This window comes from Marinitenerispora sediminis (assembly GCF_003336425.1).
Taxonomy (GTDB): Bacteria; Actinomycetota; Actinomycetes; order Streptosporangiales; family Streptosporangiaceae; genus Marinitenerispora; species Marinitenerispora sediminis.
On sequence record NZ_QEIO01000031.1, the window covers coordinates 1 to 23839 of the forward strand.

At 72.3% G+C, this 23839-nt stretch carries 25 protein-coding genes and 2 pseudogenes; 10 read left to right on the top strand and 17 right to left on the bottom strand.

Annotated features, from left to right (window positions below; all coding sequences use genetic code 11):
- Nucleotides 1-11 precede the first annotated feature (11 nt).
- The 6 genes and pseudogenes from DEF28_RS29175 to DEF28_RS08450 all read left to right on the top strand — a co-directional run.
- Nucleotides 12-207: pseudogene (locus DEF28_RS29175) on the top strand (IS982 family transposase); the annotation flags it as partial.
- A 135-nt stretch (nucleotides 208-342) separates the two neighbouring features.
- Nucleotides 343-534 carry a hypothetical protein gene (locus DEF28_RS27240; protein WP_147280069.1) on the top strand — a complete coding sequence of 64 codons (192 nt, stop codon included), beginning with the start codon at nucleotides 343-345 and terminating at the stop codon, nucleotides 532-534.
- Nucleotides 535-1025: 491 nt separating this feature from the next.
- Complete coding sequence (locus tag DEF28_RS08435; RefSeq protein WP_181874221.1) at nucleotides 1026-1892, top strand: biotin--[acetyl-CoA-carboxylase] ligase; 867 nt, start codon at nucleotides 1026-1028, stop codon at nucleotides 1890-1892.
- Nucleotides 1893-2052: 160 nt separating this feature from the next.
- Nucleotides 2053-3066, top strand: coding sequence for an adenylate/guanylate cyclase domain-containing protein (locus DEF28_RS08440; protein WP_114396622.1), 1014 nt, complete (start codon nucleotides 2053-2055; stop codon nucleotides 3064-3066).
- 157 nt (nucleotides 3067-3223) lie between these two features.
- Entirely contained in the window at nucleotides 3224-4312 is a 1089-nt protein-coding gene (locus DEF28_RS08445; protein WP_114396621.1) for an S-(hydroxymethyl)mycothiol dehydrogenase, read from the top strand.
- The gene (locus tag DEF28_RS08450) at nucleotides 4309-4956 is read left to right on the top strand and encodes an MBL fold metallo-hydrolase (protein WP_233515173.1); all 648 of its coding nucleotides are present in this window, start codon (nucleotides 4309-4311) and stop codon (nucleotides 4954-4956) included. Before DEF28_RS08445 ends, DEF28_RS08450 begins: the two co-directional genes overlap by 4 nt.
- 73 nt (nucleotides 4957-5029) lie before the next feature.
- On the opposite strand, the gene DEF28_RS08455 is transcribed toward DEF28_RS08450, so the two are convergent.
- The 3 genes from DEF28_RS08455 to DEF28_RS08465 all read right to left on the bottom strand — a co-directional run bounded on the left by DEF28_RS08455 (nucleotide 5030) and on the right by DEF28_RS08465 (nucleotide 7713).
- Complete coding sequence (locus DEF28_RS08455) at nucleotides 5030-6316, bottom strand: sensor histidine kinase (protein WP_114396620.1); 1287 nt, start codon at nucleotides 6314-6316, stop codon at nucleotides 5030-5032.
- Between the two features lie 70 nt (nucleotides 6317-6386).
- The gene (locus tag DEF28_RS08460) at nucleotides 6387-7055 is read right to left on the bottom strand and encodes a response regulator transcription factor (RefSeq protein ID WP_114396619.1); all 669 of its coding nucleotides are present in this window, start codon (nucleotides 7053-7055) and stop codon (nucleotides 6387-6389) included.
- 169 nt (nucleotides 7056-7224) lie between these two features.
- Nucleotides 7225-7713, bottom strand: a complete 489-nt coding sequence (locus tag DEF28_RS08465; RefSeq protein WP_374058061.1) for a GtrA family protein — start codon at nucleotides 7711-7713, stop codon at nucleotides 7225-7227.
- A 116-nt stretch (nucleotides 7714-7829) separates the two neighbouring features.
- Between DEF28_RS08465 and DEF28_RS08470 the strand changes: the two genes are divergently transcribed.
- Complete coding sequence (locus DEF28_RS08470; protein WP_114396617.1) at nucleotides 7830-8987, top strand: 5-(carboxyamino)imidazole ribonucleotide synthase; 1158 nt, start codon at nucleotides 7830-7832, stop codon at nucleotides 8985-8987.
- On the top strand, nucleotides 8984-9541 hold the full coding sequence (gene purE, locus DEF28_RS08475) for a 5-(carboxyamino)imidazole ribonucleotide mutase (RefSeq protein ID WP_374058060.1): 558 nt from the start codon (nucleotides 8984-8986) through the stop codon (nucleotides 9539-9541). Before DEF28_RS08470 ends, purE begins: the two co-directional genes overlap by 4 nt.
- Here purE and DEF28_RS08480 read toward each other — a convergent pair.
- From DEF28_RS08480 to DEF28_RS08520, 9 genes are all read right to left on the bottom strand, one after another.
- Complete coding sequence (locus DEF28_RS08480; RefSeq protein ID WP_114396616.1) at nucleotides 9493-9768, bottom strand: helix-turn-helix domain-containing protein; 276 nt, start codon at nucleotides 9766-9768, stop codon at nucleotides 9493-9495. The genes purE and DEF28_RS08480 overlap by 49 nt on opposite strands.
- A complete protein-coding gene (locus tag DEF28_RS08485) occupies nucleotides 9765-10376 on the bottom strand; it encodes a DUF2975 domain-containing protein (protein ID WP_158562781.1) in 612 nt (203 codons plus the stop codon). Before DEF28_RS08485 ends, DEF28_RS08480 begins: the two co-directional genes overlap by 4 nt.
- Nucleotides 10377-10486: 110 nt before the next feature.
- Nucleotides 10487-11110, bottom strand: coding sequence for a type III secretion system chaperone family protein (locus DEF28_RS08490; protein WP_233515174.1), 624 nt, complete (start codon nucleotides 11108-11110; stop codon nucleotides 10487-10489).
- Nucleotides 11111-11171: 61 nt separating this feature from the next.
- A complete protein-coding gene (locus DEF28_RS08495; RefSeq protein ID WP_114396614.1) occupies nucleotides 11172-11609 on the bottom strand; it encodes a CoA-binding protein in 438 nt (145 codons plus the stop codon).
- Nucleotides 11606-12865 carry a UDP-glucose dehydrogenase family protein gene (locus DEF28_RS08500; RefSeq protein ID WP_374058062.1) on the bottom strand — a complete coding sequence of 420 codons (1260 nt, stop codon included), beginning with the start codon at nucleotides 12863-12865 and terminating at the stop codon, nucleotides 11606-11608. Before DEF28_RS08500 ends, DEF28_RS08495 begins: the two co-directional genes overlap by 4 nt.
- Before the next feature lie 557 nt (nucleotides 12866-13422).
- Complete coding sequence (locus DEF28_RS08505) at nucleotides 13423-14322, bottom strand: hypothetical protein (protein ID WP_114396612.1); 900 nt, start codon at nucleotides 14320-14322, stop codon at nucleotides 13423-13425.
- Nucleotides 14323-14456: 134 nt separating this feature from the next.
- Nucleotides 14457-15089 carry a hypothetical protein gene (locus DEF28_RS08510; protein ID WP_114396611.1) on the bottom strand — a complete coding sequence of 211 codons (633 nt, stop codon included), beginning with the start codon at nucleotides 15087-15089 and terminating at the stop codon, nucleotides 14457-14459.
- 59 nt (nucleotides 15090-15148) lie between these two features.
- Complete coding sequence (locus DEF28_RS08515) at nucleotides 15149-15598, bottom strand: hypothetical protein (protein WP_147280068.1); 450 nt, start codon at nucleotides 15596-15598, stop codon at nucleotides 15149-15151.
- Nucleotides 15599-15835: 237 nt separating this feature from the next.
- Nucleotides 15836-16558 carry a TetR/AcrR family transcriptional regulator gene (locus tag DEF28_RS08520; RefSeq protein WP_233515175.1) on the bottom strand — a complete coding sequence of 241 codons (723 nt, stop codon included), beginning with the start codon at nucleotides 16556-16558 and terminating at the stop codon, nucleotides 15836-15838.
- Between the two features lie 56 nt (nucleotides 16559-16614).
- Between DEF28_RS08520 and DEF28_RS08525 the strand changes: the two genes are divergently transcribed.
- Complete coding sequence (locus DEF28_RS08525) at nucleotides 16615-17580, top strand: NAD(P)-dependent alcohol dehydrogenase (RefSeq protein WP_114396608.1); 966 nt, start codon at nucleotides 16615-16617, stop codon at nucleotides 17578-17580.
- Between the two features lie 251 nt (nucleotides 17581-17831).
- Here DEF28_RS08525 and DEF28_RS08530 read toward each other — a convergent pair whose 3' ends face one another.
- On the bottom strand, nucleotides 17832-19442 hold the full coding sequence (locus tag DEF28_RS08530; RefSeq protein WP_114396607.1) for an LCP family protein: 1611 nt from the start codon (nucleotides 19440-19442) through the stop codon (nucleotides 17832-17834).
- Nucleotides 19443-19855: 413 nt separating this feature from the next.
- Here DEF28_RS08530 and DEF28_RS08535 point away from each other — a divergent pair, with 413 nt between their 5' ends.
- Nucleotides 19856-20863, top strand: a complete 1008-nt coding sequence (locus DEF28_RS08535; protein WP_181874220.1) for a glycosyltransferase family 2 protein — start codon at nucleotides 19856-19858, stop codon at nucleotides 20861-20863.
- A gap of 38 nt (nucleotides 20864-20901) precedes the next feature.
- On the opposite strand, the pseudogene DEF28_RS28365 reads toward DEF28_RS08535, so the two are convergent.
- The 4 genes and pseudogenes from DEF28_RS28365 to DEF28_RS28010 all read right to left on the bottom strand — a co-directional run.
- A pseudogene (locus DEF28_RS28365) lies at nucleotides 20902-21084 on the bottom strand (Scr1 family TA system antitoxin-like transcriptional regulator); the annotation flags it as partial.
- 104 nt (nucleotides 21085-21188) lie between these two features.
- Nucleotides 21189-21560 (bottom strand): hypothetical protein, encoded by a 372-nt coding sequence (locus DEF28_RS08540; protein ID WP_114396605.1) that lies wholly within the window; start codon nucleotides 21558-21560, stop codon nucleotides 21189-21191.
- Nucleotides 21557-21889 carry a hypothetical protein gene (locus DEF28_RS27245; RefSeq protein ID WP_147280067.1) on the bottom strand — a complete coding sequence of 111 codons (333 nt, stop codon included), beginning with the start codon at nucleotides 21887-21889 and terminating at the stop codon, nucleotides 21557-21559. Before DEF28_RS27245 ends, DEF28_RS08540 begins: the two co-directional genes overlap by 4 nt.
- Before the next feature lie 86 nt (nucleotides 21890-21975).
- Complete coding sequence (locus DEF28_RS28010; protein ID WP_199493175.1) at nucleotides 21976-23817, bottom strand: polymorphic toxin-type HINT domain-containing protein; 1842 nt, start codon at nucleotides 23815-23817, stop codon at nucleotides 21976-21978.
- Between the last annotated feature and the right edge of the window lie 22 nt (nucleotides 23818-23839).

Sequence of the window (23839 nt, forward strand, 5' to 3'; positions counted from 1 at the left end):
CAACGATCTAGGGGCGCGACGCCTCCCACCACCGCTTCTTCTGGGGCGCCAAGCTCCTGCTCATCACCACCGCAGACGGAGCCGTATGCGCGTTCTCCCCGGCCAACCCCAAGGAACTGGACGAACGCAGCCAAGCGGTGCACCTGCTCCACGTCTAGCGGTGCGCGCCCGGGGCCGTGCCCGATCGTGGGCGACAAAGGCTTCGCCAAACTGATCGCCTACGACCACTGACCAGGACACCAAACCCCCATCCTGGGACTGCCCGATCGCCCGGACGCCGGAGCGGATCGGCGGGCGGTGGACCCGGCCCGTCGTCCGCGCCGCGTTCAACGGTGTCCGCTGGTGAGGCGGCTTCCTGGGAGCACCTCGGCGTGCCGCGCGGTCCGCACTCCGCGGCTGAAGGACCTCGTGGACCGCGCCGGGCTGGACGAGCACGTCCGCACCGGCGCGGTGGTGGCCTTGTCGATCCCGGTTCCGGTGAAGCGCTTGCCGCACCCGATCGGGCGCGGTGCTGGCGCGCACCGCTGGACATAGCGGGGTGCGGGGCTCGCGGGTGTTCGTCCAGTTCCTTGGAGTTGGCCGGGGCGAGCGCGTGCACGGCTCTGCCTGTGGGGGTGGGCAGGAGCTCGGCGGTCCGGGGCAAGGCGTGGTGGGACGTGGTCCATGCCCTGGCCGGCCTCCTCGCCCGGGCGCGAGCGGTGCACGGTCGGGCGGGAGGCTGCGCAGCGCGGCGGGGTGCCGTCTGTCATCCGGGGCCGAGCCGGGAGGGACCGCGCGCTTCCAGGGGCGTCGGGTGGCGCAGCGCGGCGGGACCTGGGCGGTGGCGACGCGGACGGGTTCGGCGCCGCCACGCCGCCCGCGGGGACCGTCGTCCGCCCCGGACCGGGGGCCGGCACCGCCCGGGAGGCGCCAGTGAGCCGCGCGATGCGGGTACCGCGCCCGCTGCTCGCCCCCGGTGCACTCACCGGCGGGCGCGACCCGGTGGCCGGGACCGGCCACCGCGCGCGGCGCGGTTCAATGGAGGTATGCAGCTGGGACCAGATCCGTCGCCCTATTCCGACCTCGACCGGCCGCCGCTGCGGGAGGCCGCGCTCACCCGCGCGCTCGTCCGCCCCGGCGGGCTGTGGTCCGGCGTCGAGGTGGTTCCCGCGATGGGGTCCACGAACACCGAGCTGGCCGCCCGCGCCCGGGCCGGCGCGGCGGAGGGGGCGGTGCTCGTCACCGAGCACCAGACCGCCGGACGGGGGCGCCTGGACCGCACGTTCCACACGCCGCCGCGCGCGGCGCTGACCTTCTCCGTGCTGCTGCGCCCGGACGTACCCGCCGCCCGCCTGGGCTGGCTGCCGCTGCTCATGGGCGTCGCGGCCGTGCACGGCGTCCGGCGGGTGGCCGACGTCGGGGCCGGGCTCAAGTGGCCCAACGACGTCCTGGTCGGCGAGCGGAAGCTGGCCGGCATCCTGTCCGAGGCGGCGTTCACCGACGACGGGCCGGCCGTGGTCATCGGCATGGGGCTCAACGTCGCCCAGACCCGCGGCGAGCTGCCGGTCCCCACGGCCACCTCCCTCGCGCTGGAGGGCGCCGCCCACGCCGACCGCGATCCGCTGCTGCGCGCGGTGCTGCGCGGTTTCGCCGAGCGGTACCGGACCTGGCTCGACGGCGGCGGCGACGCCGAGGCCACCGGCCTCGCCGCCGAGTACCGGGCCTGCTGCACCACGCTCGGCCGTGCCGTCCGGGTGGATCTGCCCGGCGACCGCCGTACCGAGGGGACCGCCACCGGTGTCGACGCCGACGGCCGGCTCACGGTGCGCACCGCTGCCGGCGAGGACGCGGTGCTCAGCGCCGGCGACGTCGTGCACGTGCGCCCGGTCGGCGCCGCGCCGTCCGCCCAGTGAGACGGCCGCCGACCCCGAGCGCGGTTTCTTGACGCACCGTGCTCCCACGTACTAAACCGGCAGTCACACGCGCGGGCAGCCGCGCACCACCGGTCACCCGATGGCGGGCGGATCCCACGAATCCGGCGGCATCGCCCTGACCTCGAACACGAGAGAACGTATGTCGTCGCGTCCCGACCCCAAGGAGATCGAAGCCGCCCTGTTGGGAGGCGAGGCGCGATACACCCGCGCGGAGGCGGTCCGCCGCTCCGGGGCCGATCCGGAGTTCGTCACCCGCGTCTGGCGGGCCCTCGGATTCGCCACCCGCGGCGAGGACGTCGTCGCCTTCACCGACAGCGACGTCGAGGCGCTGCGTGCCACGGCGGAGCTGCTCCGGCACAAGGTCCTCGACGAGGAGGCCGCGGTGCGGCTCGCCCGTGCCATGGGCCAGACCATGGCACGGCTGGCGGAGTGGCAGACCAGCATCCTCACGACCCTGTCCTACGCCCCGCAGACCGTGGCCGAGCACGAGCAGCTCGGTCCGCTCGTGGGGCTGACCAAGGAGCTGCTACCCGACGTGGAGCGGCTGCTCACGCACATCTGGCGGCGCCAGCTCGCCGCCTCGGCGACCCGGACCCTCGCCGTGATCGAGAACAGCGAGGACGCGGCGCCGAACTACTTCCCGCTGGTCGTCGGGTTCGCCGACCTCGTGTCCTTCACCACGCTGAGCCGCGAACTCGACGAGGTGGGGCTGGCCGAGGTGGTCGAGGGGTTCGAGGCGACGTCGGCGGACATCGTCGCCGCGGGCGGCGGCCGGGTCGTGAAGACCCTCGGTGACGAGATCCTCTACGTCACCAACTCGGCGCGGCAGGCCGCCGAGATCGCGCTGCAGCTCGCCGACGGCGTGAAGACGCACGTGGAGGTCCCGGACGTGCGGGTCGGGCTGGCCTACGGCCCGGTGCTCGCGCTGCTCGGTGACGTGTTCGGCACCACGGTCAACAGGGCCAGCCGGCTCACCTCCTTCGCCCGCCCGGGGACCGTGCTCATCGACGACGCACTCGCCGGGCTGCTCACCGACGAGGACCCGTTCCAGGTGGTCCCGGTGCGGCCGCGGCACGCCCACGGTCTCGGGCAGCTGCAGCCGCACGCGCTGCGGCGCGCCTTCGAGCCGCAGGTACGCGGCGGCGCGGGCTGAGTCGGCCCGGCGGCCGGATCCGGCCGCCGGCTGTCCACAGGGTCGCGGAAGATCTTCCGTCCGGCGGCGATGTCAGGCATGTTGGTTGCGGACACGAAGAGTGTCCGGTGGTCGACCGCTGGTCGTCCCAGTGGCCGGTGTGAAGGGGTGGTTGGGCATGCCGCACGAAGTCAGGGCCGTGGTCTCCCGGGAGAAGAACGCCCCGGTGAGCGTCGAGACGATCACCGTCCCCGACCCCGGCCCCGGGGAGGCGCTGGTCCGGATCCAGGCGTGCGGGGTCTGCCACACCGACCTCCACTACCGCGAGGGCGGCATCAACGACGAGTACCCGTTCCTGCTCGGCCACGAGGCGGCCGGCGTGGTGGAGGCCGTCGGCGACGGCGTGACCGGGGTCGCCGAGGGCGACTTCGTGATCCTGAACTGGCGCGCCGTGTGCGGCAACTGCCGCGCCTGCCTGCGCGGGCGGCCGTGGTACTGCTTCGCCACCCACAACGCCCACCAGAAGATGACGCTGGCCGACGGCACCCCGCTCTCGCCCGCGCTCGGCATCGGCGCCTTCGCGGAGAAGACCCTGGTGGCGGCCGGCCAGTGCACGAAGGTCGACCCCGGGGCCAGCCCGGCGGTGGCCGGCCTGCTCGGCTGCGGCGTCATGGCCGGCCTCGGCGCGGCCATCAACACCGGCGGCGTCGGCCGCGGCGACTCCGTGGCGGTCATCGGCTGCGGCGGCGTCGGCGATGCCGCCATCGCGGGGGCCCACCTCGCCGGCGCGAGCACGATCATCGCGGTCGACATCGACGACCGCAAGCTCGAACTGGCCCGCGGGTTCGGCGCCACGCACACCGTGAACTCGCGCGGGACCGACCCGGTCGAGGCCGTCCGCGAGCTCACCGGCGGCCACGGCGCCGACGTCGTCATCGAGGCCGTCGGGCGGCCCGAGACCTACCGGCAGGCGTTCTACGCCCGGGACCTGGCCGGCACCGTCGTCCTCGTCGGGGTCCCCACCCCCGAGATGCGGATCGAGCTGCCGCTGCTCGACGTCTTCGGCCGCGGAGGGGCGCTCAAGTCGTCCTGGTACGGCGACTGCCTCCCCTCGCGGGACTTCCCCATGCTCATCGACCTGTATCTTCAGGGACGACTCGATCTCGAGAAGTTCGTGACCGAGAGGATCGCCCTGGACGACGTCGAGGAGGCGTTCAGCAAGATGCACCACGGAGACGTGCTGCGTTCGGTGGTGGTGTTCGAGTGACGGAACCGCCGGACCCCGCCATTCCCATCGACAAACTGGTCACCTCGGGCGTGTTCCGCCTCGACGGGGGCGAATGGGACGTCGACAACAACGTGTGGATCGTCGGCGACGACCGCTCGGCGGTTGTCATCGACGCCGCCCACGACCACCAGGCCATCGCCCGCGCGCTCGGCGACCGCGAGCTCATGGCCATCATCTGCACGCACGCGCACAACGACCACATCAACGCCGCGGCGCAGCTGGCCGACCTCACCGACGCGCCGATCCTGCTGCACCCCGACGACGGCGTGCTCTGGAACATGGTCTACCCCGACCGCGAACCCGACGCCCCACTGCTCCAGGGCGAGCGGCTGCAGGCGGGCGGGGTCGAGCTGCAGGTGCTGCACACCCCGGGCCACGCGCCGGGTGCGGTCTGCCTGTACGCGCCCGAACTGGGCGTCGTCTTCACCGGCGACACCCTCTTCAAGGGCGGACCCGGCGCCACGGGCCGCTCGCACTCGGACTTCCCCACGATCATCGCGTCCATCCGCGACCGGCTGCTCACGCTTCCGGCGGACACCGTGGTGCACACCGGCCACGGCGAGTCCACCACCATCGGCGCGGAGGCCCCGCACCTGGAGGAGTGGCTGGCCCGCGGGCACTGAGCCTGTCCCGCGCCGCCGGAGCCGCCCGGCGCCCGGCGGCGCGGACCGGCCACCGGCTCCGCCGCTCCGGCGCCTAGACCGGGCCGGTCGCGCGCGCCTGGCCGCCGGACCCGGGCGGCAGGAACAACGCGAACGTGGTCGGATGGGTCTGCACCAGTTCCACCCGGGCCCCGCCGGACTCCGCGATGTGCCGGGCCAGGGCCAGCCCGAGCCCGGTGCCGTCGCCGCCGGACACCTCGCGCTCGAAGATGCGCGGCGTGAGCTCCTCCGGGATGCCGGGACCCTCGTCGCAGACCTCGATCCGCACCGTCTGCCCGGTCGCCAGCCGGCGCACGGTGACCGTCCCGGCGCCGTGCTGGTAGGCGTTCTCCACCAGGGTCGCCAGGATCTGCGACAGGTCGCTCGGCACGGTCATCGCGGTGAGGCCGCTGGTGCCGTCCAGCCGCAGCTCGCGGTTGGCCTGGTCGAAAACCGGCGCCCACTGCCGGACGAACTGTTCGAGGACCTCGTCGATGTCGACCTGCTCGACCTCCGGGTTCTGGCTCTTGCGGGCGCGGCCCAGCAGGCTCTCCACGATCTCCACCAGCCGCTCGGTCTGGGCCAGTGCCGCCTCGCCCTCCTGCCGCACCACGTTCGGATCACTGGCCTCGGCGATGATCTCCTCCAGCCGCATCGTCATGGCGGTCAGCGGGGTGCGGAGCTGGTGCGAGGCGTCGGTGGCGAAGTGGCGCTCGGTCGCGATCAGGCTGGCGATGCGTTCGGCGCTGCGGTCCAGCACCTCGGCCACGCGGTCGGCCTCGGGGATGCCGTACCGGTGCCCCCAGGGGGTGGCCTGCCCCGAGCCCAGCCGCTCGGCGGTCGCGGCGAGGTCGACGAGCGGCAGGGTGAGCCGCCGGGCCTGGAGCATGGCGAGCCCCACCGCCACTCCGATGGCCAGCAGCGACAGTGAGGCGATGCCCAGCCAGGCGTTCACGATGCTGTCCCGGATGGCGGTGGTGTCGCGCCACACGTGCACGGTGGCGCCGCCGTTGGAGGTGGCGGTGGCCTCCAGCGTGGGAGTGCGGGTGTCCGAGTGGGGATCGTGCCGCCAGCCGCCGGTCGACACCGTTCGCTCGCTGTCGGGCGGCTTGATCTCGATGTGCCGCTGGGGGTAGACGGCGACGAAGTGCTCGACGTCGATGCTCCCGTTGCGCTGGAGCTGCACGTCGGCCTCGGCCCCGATGACCTCGGCCTCGCGCTGCAGCTGGTTGACGGTGTCGTCGTAGATCGTCTGGTAGGTGAGCGCACCCAGCGGCAGGCCGAGCAGCATCACCGCGATGATGGTGACCACCAACGTGGAGAAGAGCATCCGCCTGCGCATGTCACCTCTTGTTCGTGTGACTCTCCAGCGCGCGGCGCGGTGTCACACCGCGGGTCAGCGTCTCCTGCTGTTATTCCCGCTCGAACCGGAATCCGACGCCTCGCACCGTGGTGATGTAGGACGGCTGGTTGGCGTCGTCGCCGAGTTTGCGGCGCAGCCAGGAGATGTGCATGTCCAGGGTCTTGGTGGAACCCCACCAGTTGGTGTCCCAGACCTCGCGCATGATCTGCTCGCGGGTGACGACCTTGCCGGCGTCGCGGACCAGCACCCGCAGCAGGTCGAACTCCTTGGTGGTGAGCTGGAGTTCGCGGTCGCCGAGCCAGGCCCGGCGGGAGTCGTTGTCGATCCGCACGCCGTGCACGACCGGGACCTCCGCCCCGCCGCGGCGCAGCAGCGCCCGCACCCGCGCGAGGAGCTCGGCCAGGCGGAACGGCTTGGTGACGTAGTCATCCGCGCCCGCGTCGAGCCCGACCACGGTGTCGACCTCGTCGACCCGGGCCGTCAGGATGAGTATGGGCGTGCCATGACCTTCGGCTCGGAGCCGCCGCGCGACTTCGAGGCCGTCCATTTCGGGCAGTCCGAGATCGAGCACGAGCAGGTCGACGTCACCCGCTCGGGCGCGATCGAGGGTCTCAACGCCGTCGACGGTCACGTCGACCGAGTACCCCTCCCGGCGGAGCGCACGGGCCAGTGGCTCGGAGATCGAGCTGTCGTCTTCGGCCAGCAAAACGCAGGTCATGCACCCGATCGTAAGTCGAGTTAGCGGGTTTTCCCTATTATGCGCGCCGCTTGGCGAAGGGTTGACCGAAAACGCGCAAGTCTCATAACCGACATAGTTCCCTAACGTCCGCGGGGTGGCGGATCAGGTGCGCCGGGTAGCCGCGGAACCGCCGGCCGCGCGGGCCTTCTCACGCCCGGGACGCCGGCGCCTCGGCCGCCGGCGCGGTCCCCGGCTCCGCGGCGTCGCGCGCGGGGAAGACCCAGGTGCGGTACGACCAGAACCGGAACAGCGAACCGAGGCCGACACCGACCACGTTGCCGGCGATGTTGCGCGCCAGCGGCCCGTCCAGCCCCAGCACGGCGTCGCTGAACCACAGGCAGCCCACCTGGATCAGCAGCCCCACCCCGTTCATGAGGAAGAACAGCACGTACTCGCGGGCCAGGCCGGTGCGGGCCCGGTGGCCGAACGTCCAGTACCGGTTGCCCAGGAACGCGACCACGGTGGCGCAGACCGTGCCGAGGGCCTGCCCGGCCAGCAGGGGGGTGCCCAGGACGCTCCAGAAGAGGTTCGTGGTGGCCAGCTGCACCACGTACGCGACCGCGCCCACGGTGCCGAACTTGGCCACCTCCCGGAGGAGGTGGGAGAAACGCTGGTAGAGCGCCCGTAGCATTCGCAAGAGCCGTTCCGATCCGTCGCCGGGATGGTTACTAGACTTCCTGGGGGCCACGTCCCTGGGCGCCGCGCCGACGACCGCGGCCGGCCCTCCCGCCCCGTGTGAAGAGTTGAGGAACTGTGAGCGAGCGTAATCGGTCCGTGCCGTCCGTCGGAATGGTGGGCGGCGGGCAGTTGGCCCGGATGACCCACCAGGCCGGGATCGCGCTGGGAGTCGACTTCCGGGTGCTGGCGACCTCGGCCACGGACAGCGCCGCGCGGGTCAGCGGCGACGTGCACCTGGGCGACGACCGCGGGCTCGCCGACCTTGCGGCCTTCGCCAAGTCCTGCGACGTGCTGACCTTCGACCACGAACACGTGCCCGAGCCGGTGCTGCGCGAGCTGGAGCGGGAGGGGGCCACCCTGCGCCCCGGACGCGCCGCCCTGCGCTACGCCCAGGACAAACTGCGCATGCGCACCCGCGCCGAGGAGCTGGGTGTGCCGTGCCCGCGCTGGCGGGCCGTCACCACCCCGGAGCACGTCGAGGCGCTCGCCGCCGAAACCGGCTGGCCGGTGGTCCTGAAGGCCGCGCGCGGCGGTTACGACGGCAAGGGCGTCTGGATGGTCGACTCGCCGGAGGCGGCCGCCGAGACCGTGCGCCGCGCCGCCGAGGCCGGCGTTCCGCTGCTCGTGGAGGAGCGGGTGGACTTCGTCCGCGAGCTCGCCGTGCAGGTGGCGCGCTCGCCCTACGGCCAGCTCGCGGTGTACCCGGTAGTGGAGACCGTGCAGCGGGACGGCATCTGCCACGAGGTGATCGCCCCGGCGCCGGACCTGGACGACGAGAAGGCCACCCGAGCCCAGGAACTCGCCATCGAGCTCGCGCACGCACTCGACGTCGTCGGCATGCTCGCGGTCGAGCTGTTCGAGACCCCGGCCGGCGTGGTGGTGAACGAGCTCGCGATGCGCCCCCACAACTCGGGCCACTGGACCATCGACGGCGCCCGCACCTCGCAGTTCGAGCAGCATCTGCGGGCCGTCCTGGACCTCCCGCTCGGGTCACCGCGCAGCACCGCGCCGTTCACGGTGATGGCCAACGTGCTCGGCGGTGCGGACCCCGACGTCTACAACCGCTACTTTCATGTCATGGCCAGGGACCCCGAGCTCAAGGTGCACTTCTACGGCAAGGAGGTCCGGCCGGGCCGCAAGATCGGCCACGTGACGGTGGCCGGCACCGACCACCGCGACCTGCTCGCCCGCGCCCGCGACGCCGCCGCCTACCTCAAGGGAGACCCGCAGTGACCGAAAGCACGGGGAACGCCGCGCCCGCCGCCTCCGTCGGCATCGTGATGGGCAGCGACTCCGACTGGCCCTTCATGAAGGAGGCGGCCGCGGCCCTGGAGGAGTTCGAGGTCGGCTACGAGGCCGACGTGGTCTCCGCGCACCGCATGCCCCACGAGATGATCGAGTACGGCTCGCGCGCCGAGGAGCGCGGGCTGAAGGTGATCATCGCCGGGGCCGGCGGAGCGGCGCACCTGCCCGGCATGCTCGCCTCGGTGACGCCGCTCCCGGTCATCGGGGTGCCGGTGCCCCTCAAGTACCTCGACGGCCTCGACTCGCTGCTGTCCATCGTGCAGATGCCGGCCGGCGTTCCGGTGGCCACCGTGGCGGTCGGCGCGGCCCGCAACGCCGGCCTGCTGGCCGTCCGGATGCTGGCGGCCCACGACGCCGACCTCCGGCGCCGGATGGCGCGGTTCCAGGAGGACCTCAAGGCCCAGGCCCAGGCCAAGGGCGAGCGGCTGCGCCGTCAGGTCCGCGACGCCTCGTCGCCCATCGGTTTCGGGCTGGGGCGGTAGCCGAGCAGGTCGCCGGGCTGGCAGTCCAGCGCCTCGCACAGGCGGGCCAGGGTGGAGAAGCGGATCGCCCGGGCCCGCCCGTTCTTCAGCACGGACAGATTGACGACCGTCACGTCCACGCGCCGGGACAGCTCGGCGAGCGTCATGCCCCGTTCGGCCAGCAGCTCGTCGAGGCGGACGGTGATCGGCGGTGGGCCGTCGCCGTCCCCGGTGGCCGCTCCGTTCACACCGTCCCCTCGAGGTCTTCGCGCAGGCCGATGCCGTGCGCCACGATCTCGGCGATGACCAGCACCCCGATGCCGCAGGCGATCGGCACTACCGGGACGTCCCACGACAGGGTGAAGCCGGAGGCCAGCACGGCGTTGGTGAAGGGGACGTCGGCGGCCAGGGACACCACCGAGGAGCCCAGCGAGCCCAGGACGGTGAGGACGCCGAGGGCGCGCAGCCGGGCGGCGACGGCAGCGGTGAACGGCCCGTCGGCCAGCACCAGGCGGATCGTGTGGCGCAGCAGCAGGATGCCGGCGACCAGCAGCGCCGGTGGCAGCCCGGCGGCCACCATGCCGAGCAGGGTCTGCCACGCGTTGGGCTGGGCGAGGGTCACGCCGACGTCCCCGGAGAACTCCGCGCCGGGCCGCAGCACGCCCTCGTCGGCGCGGAGGCCGTCGAGCATGTCGGCGGGGATCGTGAACTCGTAGGGCAGCCGGGCGTGGCCGGAGGTCGCCAGCGCGATGAGGGGGTCGGCGAGTATCGCGACCGCCGCCAGGGCGGTCAGCACGCCCAGGACGGCGAGCAGGCGGTCGAGCGGCTTCAGCCAGGATCTGGTTCGGGGGGACATGTCGGCACACCTCGAAGGCATATCGTTTTTCGATGGTATCGAAAAACGTAGCTATCGACTTTCGATATGTCAATCGGTGTGCGGAGCGGCGACCCACCGGCGGCGTGCGGTCAGCGCTGCCGCCACCGCTCCCAGAAGGCGTCCGGTACGCGGTCCAGCAGGTCGGCCAGCGCGTCGAGCTTGGCCGGCAGCCGCGTAGGGCCGCCACCGTCGTCCGTGCAGATGAGCAGCGCGTCGTCCAGGTGGAACGAGGTGAGGGCGTACCGGCGGATCTGGGCGCACACCTCCGGCGACAGCAGCTCGAACGCGAAGGGCACCTCGGGGCTCTCGGCGTACACGTCGTGCGCGCCGCCCTCGGGATCGCGCACCTCGACGTAGGGCACGCTCGCCGGCAGCCGCACCGCGCACACCTGGAGGCTCTGCCACGCACCGGTGTCCGGTGCCACGTGCACGTAGTCGAACGCGGTGAAGGCCCGGCCCCGGTAAGTGCCGGAGACCGCGTTGCGCACCCGGCCCAGCGGCCCGGGCGGGAGCACCGGGCGCGGCCAGCCCTGGATCAGGCGCTGGTCGTTCGCGCGGTACGTCCAGCCGTGCGCCGCCGCCAGCGCTCGACGCTCGCTGGCCAGCCCCTCGTCAAGGGGCGGCGTCGGGCGCCCGGTCGGCCGGGCGCCCGGGGCGGGGCGCCGCCGGCCGGACTGGCCGAAGGCGCGCAGCAGACTCCTGGCGGCTCGCATACCGCCCCACTACCCCCGAAGAGGGCGCGGAACCGGTGCGGAGGTCCTGGTCAGGCGCCGTTCAGAGCGGCCCGAGCAGGCGGGGCCACTCGATGGCCGGGCAGCGGTCCATCACCATGGCGCGGCCAGCCGCGCGCACCCGGCGGGCGGCGGCCTCGTCAACCACACCGAGCTGGAACCAGACGGCGGCGACGCCGGGCAGGGCGAGTGCCTCGTCGGCGACGCCGCCGGCGTCCTCGGACCGGCGGAAGACGTCGACCACGTCCACCGGGAAGGGGATCTCGGACAGGGACCGGTACCCGGGCTCGCCGTGGACCGTCGCCGCGGTGGGATGTACCGGGACGATCCGCTTGCCCCGCGACTGCAGGAAGCGGGCCACGCCGTAGGCGGGGCGGTCCGGATTGTCGCCCAGGCCGACGATCGCCCACACCCGGGTCCCGGTAAGTATCCGCCGGATCTCCTCGTCCGCCGCCGCGGCGTCGGAAGGGCCGCCGCTCATGGCCGGCCCAGCGCGCGGTAGATCCAGCCCCGTTCCCGCCAGTGCTCGGGATCGAGCGCGTTGCGCCCGTCCACGATGCGGGTCTCGGCCACCACCTTCGCCAGCTCGTCGGGGTCGGCGTCGCGGAACTCGGCCCACTCGGTGAGCAGCAGCACGACCTCGGCGTCGCGGACCGCCTCCAGCATGGAGTGCGCGTAGTTCAGGTCCGGGTGCGCCCGCTTGGCGTTCTCCAGCGCCTCGGGGTCGTAGACCGTGACGTGCGCGCCCAGCGAGCTGATCGTCTGCGCGACGTCGAGCGCGGGCGAGTCGCGGATGTCGTCGGAGTTGGGTTTGAACGCCGCGCCCAGCACGCCCACCGTCCGGCCGGCGAAGCTGCCGCCGATGAGGCCGCGCGCGATGTCGATCGTGCGGGCGCGGCGCCGCTGGTTGATGGCGTCCACCTCGCGGAGGAAGGACAGCGCGGGCTCGACCCCCAGCTCGTCGGCGCGCGCCATGAAGGCGCGGATGTCCTTGGGCAGGCAGCCGCCGCCGAAGCCCAGCCCGGGGCCGAGGAACTTGCCGCCGATGCGGTCGTCGTAGGACAGCGCCTCGGCGAGTTTGATCACGTCCGCGCCGGCGGCCTCAGAGACCTCGGCCATGGCGTTGATGAAGGAGATCTTGGTGGCGAGGAAGGCGTTGGCGGAGACCTTGACCAGCTCGGCGGTCTGGAGGTCGGTGACCATGAAGGGGATGCCCTGGGCGATCTGGGTGGCGGAGATCGACCGCATCACCTCCTCGACGCGGGCGGAGTCGGTGCCGATGACGATCCGGTTCGGTGCCAGCGTGTCCTGCACGCCGAACCCCTCGCGCAGGAACTCCGGGCTCCAGCCCACCTCGACGGCGGAGCCGGCCGGCGCGAGCGCGGAGATCCGGGCCGCCACCCGGGCGGCGGTGCCGACCGGAACGGTCGACTTGCCGATGACCACGGCCGGACGGGTGAGGAGCGGGGCGAGGCTGTCGACCACGGCGTCGACGTAGCTGAGGTCGGCGGCGTTGGAGTCGGCGCGCTGGGGGGTGCCGACGCAGATGAAGTGCACGTCGGCGAACTCGGCCGCCTCGGCGTAGTCGGAGGTGAAGCGGAGCCGTCCGGCGGCCAGGTTGCGGACCAGCACCTCCTCCAGCCCGGGCTCGTAGAACGGCACCCGGCCGGCGGAGAGGGTGTCGATCTTGGCCCGGTCCACGTCCAGGCCCAGCACGTCGAAGCCCAGTTCCGCCATGCAGGCGGCGTGCGTGGCGCCGAGGTATCCGGTGCCCAGTACCGAGAGCTTCAGACGCTGTGTGGCGACCAATGGTTCGTCCTTCCTTCGACCGGCCCTGGCATGGTATCGGCGGGCTGCCGGGACGGCGCGGGCGGTGACGGGTGCGGAGCGGCCGCGGGGGCGGCACGGCGGCCGCCCGCGGTACCACGTGGTCGGGTAGGGCGGCACCCCGCACGGTGTCCAGCGAGCCGCGTGCCGGGTGTCGCGTGCTTTCATGGTGCGCCACCCTGTCAGGCCAGGTCAGGACCTCTGAGGGAGAGATTGCCGAACCCGGACCCAAAGCGACCACGGCGGCTTGCACGACCCCGTCGCGGGGGCACCCGAACGGGCGGATGTGATGTTGTGAGCGGCCCCCGTCACGCGGTGGCGGCAGCGCGGGGATTTTCGACTGGTATCTCCCCGATCGGCATTGTTCCGGAAACCGCGCGGAGACGCCAGAGCGTGTTCGGCGCGCGCCGAACACGCCCTGGCGTCTCCGCCGCCGTGTCCCCCTGGCTCCCCGGCCGCCGGCGCCCTCAGCCCTCGGCCGGCGGGCGCCGCCCGTACGGAGGCTCCGGCGGGGCCTCCGGGATCCGCGGGAGCGGCCCTGTCCCGTACAGGTGGGGTTCGTTGGTGCCGTGCCCGGGCGCGGGACCGGTCGGCGGGACCGGCGGCATCGGACCGGTTCCGTACAGGTGGGGCACATCCTGCTCCGGCCGGGGCCGGGCGGCCGGGCTTCCCGCCCACCCGGGGGCGTCACCGGGCGGCGGCGCGGCATCCGGCGCGCCCGGACGGCCGGCGGGCTGCGGACCGGTGGCGGCGAACCCGCCCGGCCCGTTCGGCTGGCCGGGGTACACCGGGCGGACCGGCCCGCCGGGCTGCACCTGGACGGCCGGCGGCGGCCACGCCGCGTGCTCGGTGCGCGCCCGCACCGGCGGAACCCACGAGTCCGGCAGCGGCCCGGGGCTGCCCGGGACGGGCGCGGCGGCCGGGCGATCCTCCGGTGCGGCGGCCCGGCGGCCTGCCCGCTTCGGAGAGCGCCGGCCCGAGCGCCACCGCGACACCGGCGTCGACGCGGCCACGAGCAGCACGCCGAGCAGCGGGTACACGGTCACGCCGTTCCACCAGAAGTCGAAGGGGATCAGCTGGTTGAAGAAGCTGTAGCCGGCCGGCAGCGACCCGTAGACGCCGAGGAAGGCCAGCGCGAGTCCCGGCAGCAGGGAGGTGAGCGGCGACACCCGGGAGCCCGCGAGCAGGCCCAGCGTGCAGCCCACGGCGAGGAGGACCGCCATCCCGCCGAGGAACCCGCCGGTGTAGTCGAACCGGGTCATGGCGAGTTGCAGGTTCCACTGGCCCCATCCCAGCGCGAACACCGTGACGGGCACCATGGCGATGCCGACCAGCGCGCCGATCACGTGCCGTACCGTGTTGGACACGAAAACCCCCTCGGTCCGTCCTACCAGGGCAGTTGGGTCCAACCTAGCCCGGCCGGCCTGGTCGGACCAGAAACCCGACCTGCGGCGTCGGGGCGTGTTGGGCACGTTCCCCGCCGCTTCGCCGGGAGAGCCGGTCAGCGGGAGTCGCCGTCGCCGAAGACGCGGGTCCCCGGCGCGGCGCCGGGCTCCTCGGTCCACGGCTCGGGTTCGATACGGCCGCCGGTGCGCCGGAACGGGGTGGTGGTCTTGGCGGGCTCGTCCAGAACCGGGTCCGGGTAGACGGGCGCGGCGCGCTGGGCAGGCGGCTCCGCGCCGCCCGCCGCCACCGGCCGCGGGGCGGGGACGGGTTCCTCGGCGCGCCGCCGGGATCGCCAGCGGGAGGGCATCAGCGCGGAGATGAAGAGCAGCGTGCCCACCACGACGTTGACCGGCAGCGCGGGCCCCAGCGGGTGCAGCATCGTCCCGGCGGCCAGCACGTCGGGCACGAGGCGGTTCATCGACGCGAAGTCGACCAGCGGCCACACCGACACCGCGAGGATCGCACCGCCCGACACGAAGGCCGCGAGCGGCGAGATCCGCGACCCCGCGAGCAGGCCGACGAGCACGCCCACCGCCATGAGGACGGCGACGGCGGTCAGCAGCATGGGCTCGCCGTAGTTGCGGCCGCTCAGCAGCGGCACGAGCTCGCTCGCCGCCCATCCGGTGCCGGCCCACAGCAGCGGGGTGACCATGATCCCGGCCAGGAGGCCGAGCGGGTGTCGGAACACGGCGTCCTCCTCTGGCCTCGCTCCACGCTTCTCATACCACTATGGGGGGATATCTAACGTCACGGTGGCGTGTGGCCGGTTCCTGGCGGAGGGCAGCGGCGGGGAAGCCGCCCATGGCGGCTCACCAGCGCCATCCACGTCTCCAGGGTCGTGACGAGGCCGTCGGGGCGGGTGGCCGTGTGCTGGCTGCGCACGTGGTCCCAGTCCGGGGCCAGCAGGCAGAGCCGGAACCCGGTCCCGGCGTACCAGCCGGCGTCCAGATGCGGCTCCCGCCGCCGGACGTCCTCATCCGGTGGCACCTCCGCCAACCACGGCGGAGGTGCCGTTCTCGCCCAGAAGAGGTCCTCGGAGCCGTTGGCCTCGCACCTGCCGTCCGGCAGCCGGCGGGCCGTCAGCTGCTTGTGGCCGACGGCCCATCCGCCCGGCGCACGCAACGGAACCAGGCCGCCGCCATCGGTGAGCCCCGCCGCGAGCGGGGAGTCCGGCGCCAGTCGGAAGATCGGCTCCATGAGCGGGCGCCCAGCCCCGGCGGCGCCGCTGCCGGCCGGCCGGGACCCGGAGACGCCGCGCGACCGGTTGCTTCGAGCGCGCCGCATGCTGGATCGCCGCCACGTTCCGCTCAAGGAAGATGCGACCACGATCGATGTGCGTGCGGCAGTGCTCCTGCCGGGCTCGATCCTGCCAGGACCTGTCGCGGAAGCGGAGTTGTCGGACCGGACGTGCCCTGCGGCAGGGACCGTTCCATGTCAGGCTCTGGGGGGCCGCTGCCCCTGGGAACCGTCAGGTGCGATCGGGAGGCTGCGCAGCGTCAGCGCGGTCGGCGGCGGCAGCGGTTCGTTGGCCGTGCCGGCGCGGAACGACTGGAGCAGATAGGCCACCAGGCGCCGGGACGCCGCATCATCATCCGGTAGGGCGGTCGCCAGACCGCAGTGGGCCAACAGGACCACGACGAGGTCGGAAGGGTGGAAATCGGCCCGTAGCGCGCCCGACGCCTGGGCCCTGCGCACCAGGGCTGTGAAGTCCCGCTCGACTCGTCGCGGGAACCGCGCGTGTTCCGACGTGCTTTCCGGGAAGGCCGCGACGAACGCGGCCGGGAACCCGCGTTCCTCCCGTTGCAGAGCGCAGATCGTCTCGACCAGCTGCTGGAAGCCCTGCCACGGGTCAGGGGCGGCCAGAGCCTCGGTGAGCGCCCGCGCGCAGGTCTCCATCTGCTGTGCGAACGCACCCCGTACCAGAGCGTCCCGGGTCGGGAAATGCCGGTACAGCGTCGCCACGCCGACCCCGGCCCGACGGGCCACGGTCGCCATCGGGGCGTCGATCCCGTGCTCCGCGAAGACCGCACGAGCGGCGACGAGGACGCGCTCCCGGTTGCGCCGGGCGTCCGCCCGCATCCCGTCCCGGGATGCGATCCGAGAGGATTCCGCCATCACTGTCTCTCGCTTCCGGTCCAAACGGACGATTGCGTCCACTTAGCAGCCTACGGTCGATGCCAGACCCGAACGGCCCCGGCGGCAAGGGAAGAACGATGGACGACCGCATGATGAAGGCAGTGCTCTACGACCGCTACGGCGGCCCCGATGTGCTCTACGCGGGCCGTGTGCCGCGCCCCGAGCCGGCCCGCGGCGAGGTCCTGGTGAAGGTGCGCGCATTCAGCGTCAACGGCGGCGAATCAATCGTCCGCGCCGGCCGTCTCCGCCTCCCGAGCGGCCGGAAATTCCCCAAGCGCGTCGGCCTGGACTTCACCGGTGAGGTCGCCGCACTGGGGGCCGGAGTCACCGGGGTAGCGGCCGGCGACCGCGTATGGGGGGTCTTGGGCCGCACCTCCGGGTTCGGCAGCGCCGCCGAGTACGTGACCGTGCCAGCCGAGCGGATCGGCCGGCTCCCCGACGGCCTCGACCTGGTGGACGCCGCCGCGCTGCCGGTGGCCACCACGGCCATCACCGCGCTGCGGGACAAGGCCGGGCTGCGCCCCGGCGAACGACTCCTGGTCCGGGGCGCGGCGGGCGGTGTCGGCAACGCCGCCGTCCAGCTCGGACGGGCGTACGGCGCCGAGGTCACGGCCCTCGCCCGCGCAGCCAACCTCGACTTCGTCCGGGGGCTCGGCGCGCACAGGGCTGTCGACCACTGGACCGTGCGGCCGGCGGAACTGGGCCGCTTCGACGTGGTCCTGGACACCGCGGGGACCGACCTGCGGGCCTTCCGGCGCCTACTGAACCCCGGCGGGCGCATGGTGACCATCGCCGTCGACCTGAAACGGCCCGCTGCGTGGCTCGGCTACCTCGTGGCCAGTACGGTCCACGGACGCGGCCGGGTGCGCTTCTTCAGCGGCAACCCCACGCGGGCGGATCTGGACGACCTCGCCCGCCATGTGGCCGAGGGCAAGCTGAGCCCCGCGGTGGACACGGTCTTCCCCCTGGAGGAGACAGCGGCGGCACACCGGGCGCTGGAGGCGGGCGGCGTCCGGGGAAAGTACGTGGTCAGGGTCGCGTAGGGCCCCTGCGGTCCCCCCGTGGTCACCGGGCCCGGTGCGGATGCCGCCTGGTGGTTCCTCCTGCGAGTCACCCCGCTCACGGACCCCGGCCCCGTGCTGACCGCGACGGGGCTCCGGCTCGCCGACGGTGCCTCCTGGCCCGCCGCCCCGCTGGTCGGCGGCGCTGGCACGGGGAGGGCGCCGGCGGCCGCAACGGCGTGGTCACGTGGCCGGCGGTGCGAGCGCGTCAGCGCCAGCCGGCCACGCGCCCGCTACTCGCAGATGTTGTCGGCGGCGGTGCTCGTCTGGACGCTGTCGCGGCCGGTACCGCCCTGCGGCGTGGGGTCGGGGGCGGGGGAGGGAGCGGAAGCGGGCGCCGTCACACTCTGGAAGTTGGCGCCGACCACGACCTGGAGCTGGCCGGTGAGGGTGGGGTCCGCCTCCTTGCGGGAGCCGGGGATGGCCTCCACCACCGTGTCGGCGGCGCCTTCCTGGTCGGGGCCGTAGCGGACCAGCGTCTCGGGGACGTCGCGGCTGGACCAGTTCTGCGCCGGACCGGGGACCTGGAAGCCGGCGCCGGCCAGCTGGTTGCCCACCTGGCCGCCCAGACCGGGCGTGCCGACCCCGTTGAACACCTGGAGGGAGATGTCACCGGCCGCGACCGCCGCGTCCTCCTCGGCGGCCGGCTCCTCGGGCCGCGCGTCCGGCTCCCCGCCCAGCGGCTCGTCCGCCGCGATCCGGCCGAACAGCTCCCGGGCGGCCGGCTCGTTCCAGGTGATCGCGACGTCGCCGTTCGGCGTCCAGTACTCCATGTCCGCGATCGGCACCTGGGTGAAGGAGACGTCGGTCAGGCTGATGTCGCGCAGCTGGTTGCCGAGCTGGTTGATGGTCGCGGTGTCCAGCCCCTCGTCCACGGTGAGGGAGCGCAGCGACGTGTCCAGGAAGCCCGCGAACTTGTCCGGATCGCTCAGCGTCTCGGAGCTGAGCGCCCGGTCCAGCAGCGCCGACATGACCAGCTGCTGGCGGTCGATGCGGTCGAGGTCGCCGTCGCCGGTCTGCCGGGTGCGGGCGAACGCCAGCGCCTCCGTGCCGTCGACGTGGTGGGTGCCGGCCGCCATGTCCAGGTGCGCCTTCTCGTCCCGGATCGCCTCGGGCAGGCACACCTCGATACCGCCCACCGCGTCCACCACGTCCACGAACCCGGAGAAGTCGATCTCGACATAGTGGTCGATCCGCACCCGGGTCGCGGACTCGACGGTCTGCACGGCGAGCTGCGGACCGCCGAACGCGTATGCGGCGTTGATCTTGTTGCCGCCGTGCCCGGGGATGTCCACCCAGGAGTCGCGCGGGATGCCGACGACCGTGATGGCGTCGCGGTCGCTGTTGAGGTGGACCAGCATCATGGTGTCGGACCGCCGGCCCTCGACGTGCCCGACGCCCAGGTCCGTCTGCTGGCCGGAGTCGAGGCCGCCGCGGCTGTCGGAGCCGATGACGAGGAAGTTGAGCGCCCCGCGCGGGCCGGCGTCCGGGCGGTCGGTGAGCCCGCCGAAGACGTCGAACCGGTTGATCAGCCCGGAGGCCCATCCGGTGACCGCCCACGCGCCGCCCGAGGCGAGCAGCACGATGACGGACATCGTCCCCGCCAGCAGCAGCGCGACGCGTTTGCGGCGGGCCTCCCGGCTCGGCAGCGGGAAGGGAGCCGCGGCGGCACGGGGGCGCCGGCCGGTCCGGGGCCGGCCGCCGTCGCCGGGCGGCCGGCGGCGCCTCTGGCGCGGACCGGGCGCTTCGCCGGGAGGTAAGGGGCCGGAGCGGACACGGCGGAACGCCGGCGTCCCGGGCGACGCGCCGGCGTCGCTCTGGTTCCCGTCCGCGTCGTCGTTCATCGGGTGACCTCCCGCCCCGTGCGGCCGTCGCCGCGCATGGTGCGCTCCGTACTGACATCCCAAGGGTGTCAGTAATCCCCCCAAGGGGCGTCGGAAGCCGCAGCACGGCGTGTTGGGGGCGAGCCGCACATACGTGTCATAACGGGCACGCGGGCGGCGGGGAGCGGGCGGCCGCCGCGCTCCAGCACCGGAGGTGCACGTGGACCGCCCCGGCCCCAGATGAGGAAAGGCCGGGGCGGCACCTCCGAAGGTATCGCGGATTCCGGCGCAGGAGGCCGCTTTCGGCATCCTTTCGAGGGCCGGATGTGGCCGCGCGTGCAGTACCGTTGGCTGCGCGTCCGGCCGCGGACCCTGTCACCGCCCTCCGGACGCGCCCCTTGCAGTCGTCCCCCCCCGCTCCGTGACCCTTGGATATGCCCGTGACCTGGCCGGCCGTATCGGTTGTCATGCCCATCCTGAACGAGGAACGCCATCTCGCCGCCGCCGTCCGGCACGTCCTGAGCCAGGACTACCCCGGCGAGCTTGAGGTGGTGCTCGCGGTGGGCCCGTCGAAGGACCGCACCCAGGAGGTGGCCGACTCGCTCGCGGCGGCCGACCCCCGGGTGAAGGTGGTGGCGAACCCCAGCGGCCGGACCCCGTCCGCGCTCAACGCCGCCATCGCGGCCTCCTCGCACTCGATCGTGGCCCGGATCGACGGGCACGCGATGATGCCGTCGGACTACCTGCGGGTGGCCGTCGAGACCCTGGAGGAGACCGGGGCGGACAACGTCGGCGGGATCATGGCGGCCGAGGGCGAGACCCCGTGGGAGCAGGCGGTCGCCGCCGCCATGACCTCCAAGATCGGGGTGGGCAACGCCAGGTTCCACACCGGCGGCGAGGGCGGCCCTGCCGACACCGTCTACCTCGGCGTGTTCCGGCGCTCCGCGCTGGACCGGGTGCGGGGGTACGACGAGGCGTTCCTGCGGGCGCAGGACTGGGAGATGAACCACCGCATCCGGCAGACCGGGGGCGTGGTGTGGTTCCAGCCGCGCATGCGGGTCTCCTACCGTCCGCGCCCGAACGTGCGGGCGCTGGCCCGGCAGTACTTCCACTACGGCCGCTGGCGGCGCGTGGTGGCGCGGCAGCACAAGGGCACGATCAACCTGCGCTACCTGGCACCGCCGGTGGCGCTGGTGGGGATCGTGCTGGGGCTGGTGGCCGGCTTCTTCTTCTGGCCGGCCTGGCTGGTTCCGGGGGCCTATGTGCTCGCGGTGGTGGGGGCGTGCGTGCCGCTGGGCGGCGGGCTGCCGCTGTCCGCACGGGCGGCCATCCCGGTGGCGCTGGCCACGATGCACATGGCGTGGGGGGCCGGCTTCCTGACCAGCCCGCCCAGCCTCGGCGCCGACTCCCGGACGGCGCGCGCACAGCAGCAGGCGGCGTGACGCCGGCGCGCGGTGGGGGAGCGGGCTCGTTGCAGTTGACGTGACATGGTCGCCGGTCCGCCGACCGGCCGACGGAGTACTGCTTCATCAAGGATGACGTCAAGCTCTGTAGGGGCGTCGTGTTCGAGGAACTGTTGACGCCTCATGCGGACGTTCACCCATCGCTCGATCTGCTGCTTCGACGCGTTTGGGGAGCTGACGCTGATGATCTCGGTCGCGTACTCGTCCGTCTGCTCTGCTGACTATTCCCCCGTGGGGGAGGGGTGTTCTCCCTCTCCCACGGCTCGTGTGGTTTGACGAGTGGTTCCCGGCGACGCCTTATTCCTCAGTAGAGACCCCAACTTCCACCGGGCGGGTCTTCAGGAGCGTTTTCCTGGATCGCCCACTTGTCGCGAAAAAGGCTGTGTCGCCGCACGGTCTCGGTGTCCATCGAGTCGGCGACCACGAAGCCGCTTCCGGTGCGCCATGAAACTTCGTAGCGTGAGGGGCTTGACGGGAGTGACGGGCCTCGGATCGTCAGCTCTGGGAGCTGTTGGTCGATGGAGAATTCGCGTACCTGGAAGAAGGCGATGTTTACCAGTTCCTGGTAATCGTTCCAGCTGGGTGGAGCGGAGAGGAGGAGGGTGTCGTTTTTGGAGGTGTAGTAGAGGACGATGAACTTGCGGTTCGGGAAATAGAGCGTTGCGCCTACCGTCACGAGAACAGCTCCTGGTCGCTGTGGGTGTCGTGCAATTGTTCGAGATTCAGTGCGTTGTCGATGGATGATCCGTCTCTGATCTGCACTACTCTCGGGCGCTGGGCGAGTATGTAGCCGGTATACTTGGCTGTGTGGAGTACGAGGCCGGTTTCCCGGCGTGGGTGATTTGATAGATCATCGCCGAAGGTTTGCTCAATCTCCTCTACTGGCACCTCTGTTATCTGCAGGCCGGAGAATCGCGGGCGCATTTGAATTCGATTCGTTCCGTGGAAGAAGAGTATGTCGGAAGTGTTGTCGTTGCGTGTATCGCGCCCGACGATCATCACCACGGAGAACGACGAGCGCCAAGCGCGTATCCGGAACTCCCACGCTTTTGGGTATCGTATGAATGCCTGGGGCATCGTCGGCGCCTCTCTTATAGCCCGGTGAAATTGACTCGGTCTAGTAGTCCATGTTCGCTCAGATAGTAGAGTTCCCAGCGGGTTATGCCCCCTTCTAGCCCTCCGTAGGGGTTGATGAATCCGTCGCTTCCGTAAGTCGCTCCTGGTACGTAGGAGGCGACCGCCTCGTAATCCGTAGTCACCTGCTTGATTTTATCTGCCAGTGTTTCGCCTGGGATGGAGCTGACATCGAAGTTGATGGTGGTATTTGGGTTGTTGACCACTTGCCGATACTCTTCCGGAAAGCGGTCCATGCCGAGCTCATTGAGATGAATTCCGCCGTTCTCGCGGGCTCGGGCACGGGGATCCGTGTACGCCGCTCCCAGGTAGAGGTCATGCGGATTGGAAGGCGTGTAGCCAAGGTTGTACCGCTGCTCGGCGGTCTCACCATCGATGCACTCGTCGTTGTGAACGAGTACGTCCGGCCCGCCAACCCCAACGTAGTACGTGTGCAGGTCGTCAACCGTGAGGTTGTACACCGCCTGGTCGGAGACGGTCCGCGCCTCGACCGCCGACACCTGGACCCACGTCCCCGCGCTGGTTTGCAGCCACGTGCCCGGCTGTAGATCGATCGCGTCCACCCAGGCGCTCTTGTCCGGGACCCAGAAGGGGTGGCCGTCGGTCGCGGTGATCGTGTCCGAGACGCCCGTGTCGTCGGTGACGGTGATCTCCACGAGGGTCTTCTCGCCATCGCCAGTGATGACGGCGGTGACCTCGCGCGGGCCGGTCTCGCCCGTCAGCGGGTCGGTGGCCCACACCTCGTCGCCCACCGCGATCTGCTCGATGGCGAGGTAACTCCCGTCGGCCATCAGCACCGGCGTGGCGGCCACGAAGCTGTTACGGGCGCAGCTCCCAGCGGAACCGCCGGAGCCCTCGGACTCCTGGCCGCGACCGCCGGGGCCCTCCCCCTCGGTCGGGTTCTCGCCGTCCGCGCGGATGGTCCCCTCGGGGCTCTCCCCGCCGGGCCGGCCGCTCCCCGAACCGCCTCCTTCGGGAGGGTTGAGGACCTTCAAGCTCTTCAGGATCCGCGCGCCGATCCCCACGTAGCCCGAACCGAGGGACGCGACCTCCCAGGCCAGCACACCGGCGGCCCCGCCGATATCGCCGTCGGCCAGTTCGTCGGCGACGTCGCCGTAGAGATCGCGGCCGATGGCGAGTCCGTTGTAGGGGTTCTCCCAGATCGCGTGTTCCCACACACCGCCCGCGAGCGTCCGCAGTGCCTGGAGTGGGTGTCCGCCGCGCAGCTGTCCCCATGACTCGGCGCCGGCGCCTTTCAGGCCGTCCCACATCGATCCCAGGTTGCCGGTGAAGTCGTCCCAGACGGCGGCAGCCGTGCCACCGGGGTCGAGGACCCATCGTCCGACGGACTCGGCCAGCCCCGACAGTTCCTCCTGCGGCTTCTCCAGGAGGAACGTGAGGTAGTAGTCGCGCAGGAAGTCCTTGATCCCTCCGGCATCGACACCACCCAGGTCGGCGAGGGCGTCAACGAACCCGACCGGGACCATCTCCGAGCCGTCGTCGGTGCCGGCATCGTGCTCCGGCTCGTCCCGGTCCGGCGAACCCGGACTGGGCTGATCGGTGGAGGAGACCACGCCCGGTGCCGGCTGGGTGGAGGGGGCGGCGGCCGGGTCGGGCGCCTCGGCCTGCTCGCCGTCCGGGTTGAGGATCCGGTCGAGGGTGCTCTCGACGCCGGTGGTGATGGTCTGCGGAAGGCCCATGGCGGCGACGGCGGCGAAGATCGCGGCGACCAGGACGATGACGGCCGCGTATTCGGTGATGGAGGCGCCGTGCTCGGGGTTGTGGATTCGTCTCAGCATGGGGGTGCGGCTCCCGGGGCCT

Excerpts from the sequence above, each read along its gene's own strand:
- DEF28_RS08530 (WP_114396607.1), bottom strand. The coding sequence starts at position 19,442 with ATGAACGACGACGCGGACGGGAACCAGAGCGACGCCGGCGCGTCGCCC.
- DEF28_RS28010 (WP_199493175.1), bottom strand. The coding sequence starts at position 23,817 with ATGCTGAGACGAATCCACAACCCCGAGCACGGCGCCTCCATCACCGAA.
- DEF28_RS08435 (WP_181874221.1), top strand. The coding sequence starts at position 1,026 with ATGCAGCTGGGACCAGATCCGTCGCCCTATTCCGACCTCGACCGGCCG.
- DEF28_RS08460 (WP_114396619.1), bottom strand. The coding sequence starts at position 7,055 with ATGACCTGCGTTTTGCTGGCCGAAGACGACAGCTCGATCTCCGAGCCA.
- DEF28_RS08440 (WP_114396622.1), top strand. The coding sequence starts at position 2,053 with ATGTCGTCGCGTCCCGACCCCAAGGAGATCGAAGCCGCCCTGTTGGGA.
- DEF28_RS08525 (WP_114396608.1), top strand. The coding sequence starts at position 16,615 with ATGGACGACCGCATGATGAAGGCAGTGCTCTACGACCGCTACGGCGGC.
- DEF28_RS08535 (WP_181874220.1), top strand. The coding sequence starts at position 19,856 with ATGCCCGTGACCTGGCCGGCCGTATCGGTTGTCATGCCCATCCTGAAC.
- DEF28_RS08445 (WP_114396621.1), top strand. The coding sequence starts at position 3,224 with ATGCCGCACGAAGTCAGGGCCGTGGTCTCCCGGGAGAAGAACGCCCCG.
- DEF28_RS08500 (WP_374058062.1), bottom strand. The coding sequence starts at position 12,865 with ATGGCGGAACTGGGCTTCGACGTGCTGGGCCTGGACGTGGACCGGGCC.
- DEF28_RS08490 (WP_233515174.1), bottom strand. The coding sequence starts at position 11,110 with ATGCGAGCCGCCAGGAGTCTGCTGCGCGCCTTCGGCCAGTCCGGCCGG.
- DEF28_RS08455 (WP_114396620.1), bottom strand. The coding sequence starts at position 6,316 with ATGCGCAGGCGGATGCTCTTCTCCACGTTGGTGGTCACCATCATCGCG.
- DEF28_RS08495 (WP_114396614.1), bottom strand. The coding sequence starts at position 11,609 with ATGAGCGGCGGCCCTTCCGACGCCGCGGCGGCGGACGAGGAGATCCGG.
- DEF28_RS08515 (WP_147280068.1), bottom strand. The coding sequence starts at position 15,598 with ATGGAGCCGATCTTCCGACTGGCGCCGGACTCCCCGCTCGCGGCGGGG.
- DEF28_RS08485 (WP_158562781.1), bottom strand. The coding sequence starts at position 10,376 with ATGTCCCCCCGAACCAGATCCTGGCTGAAGCCGCTCGACCGCCTGCTC.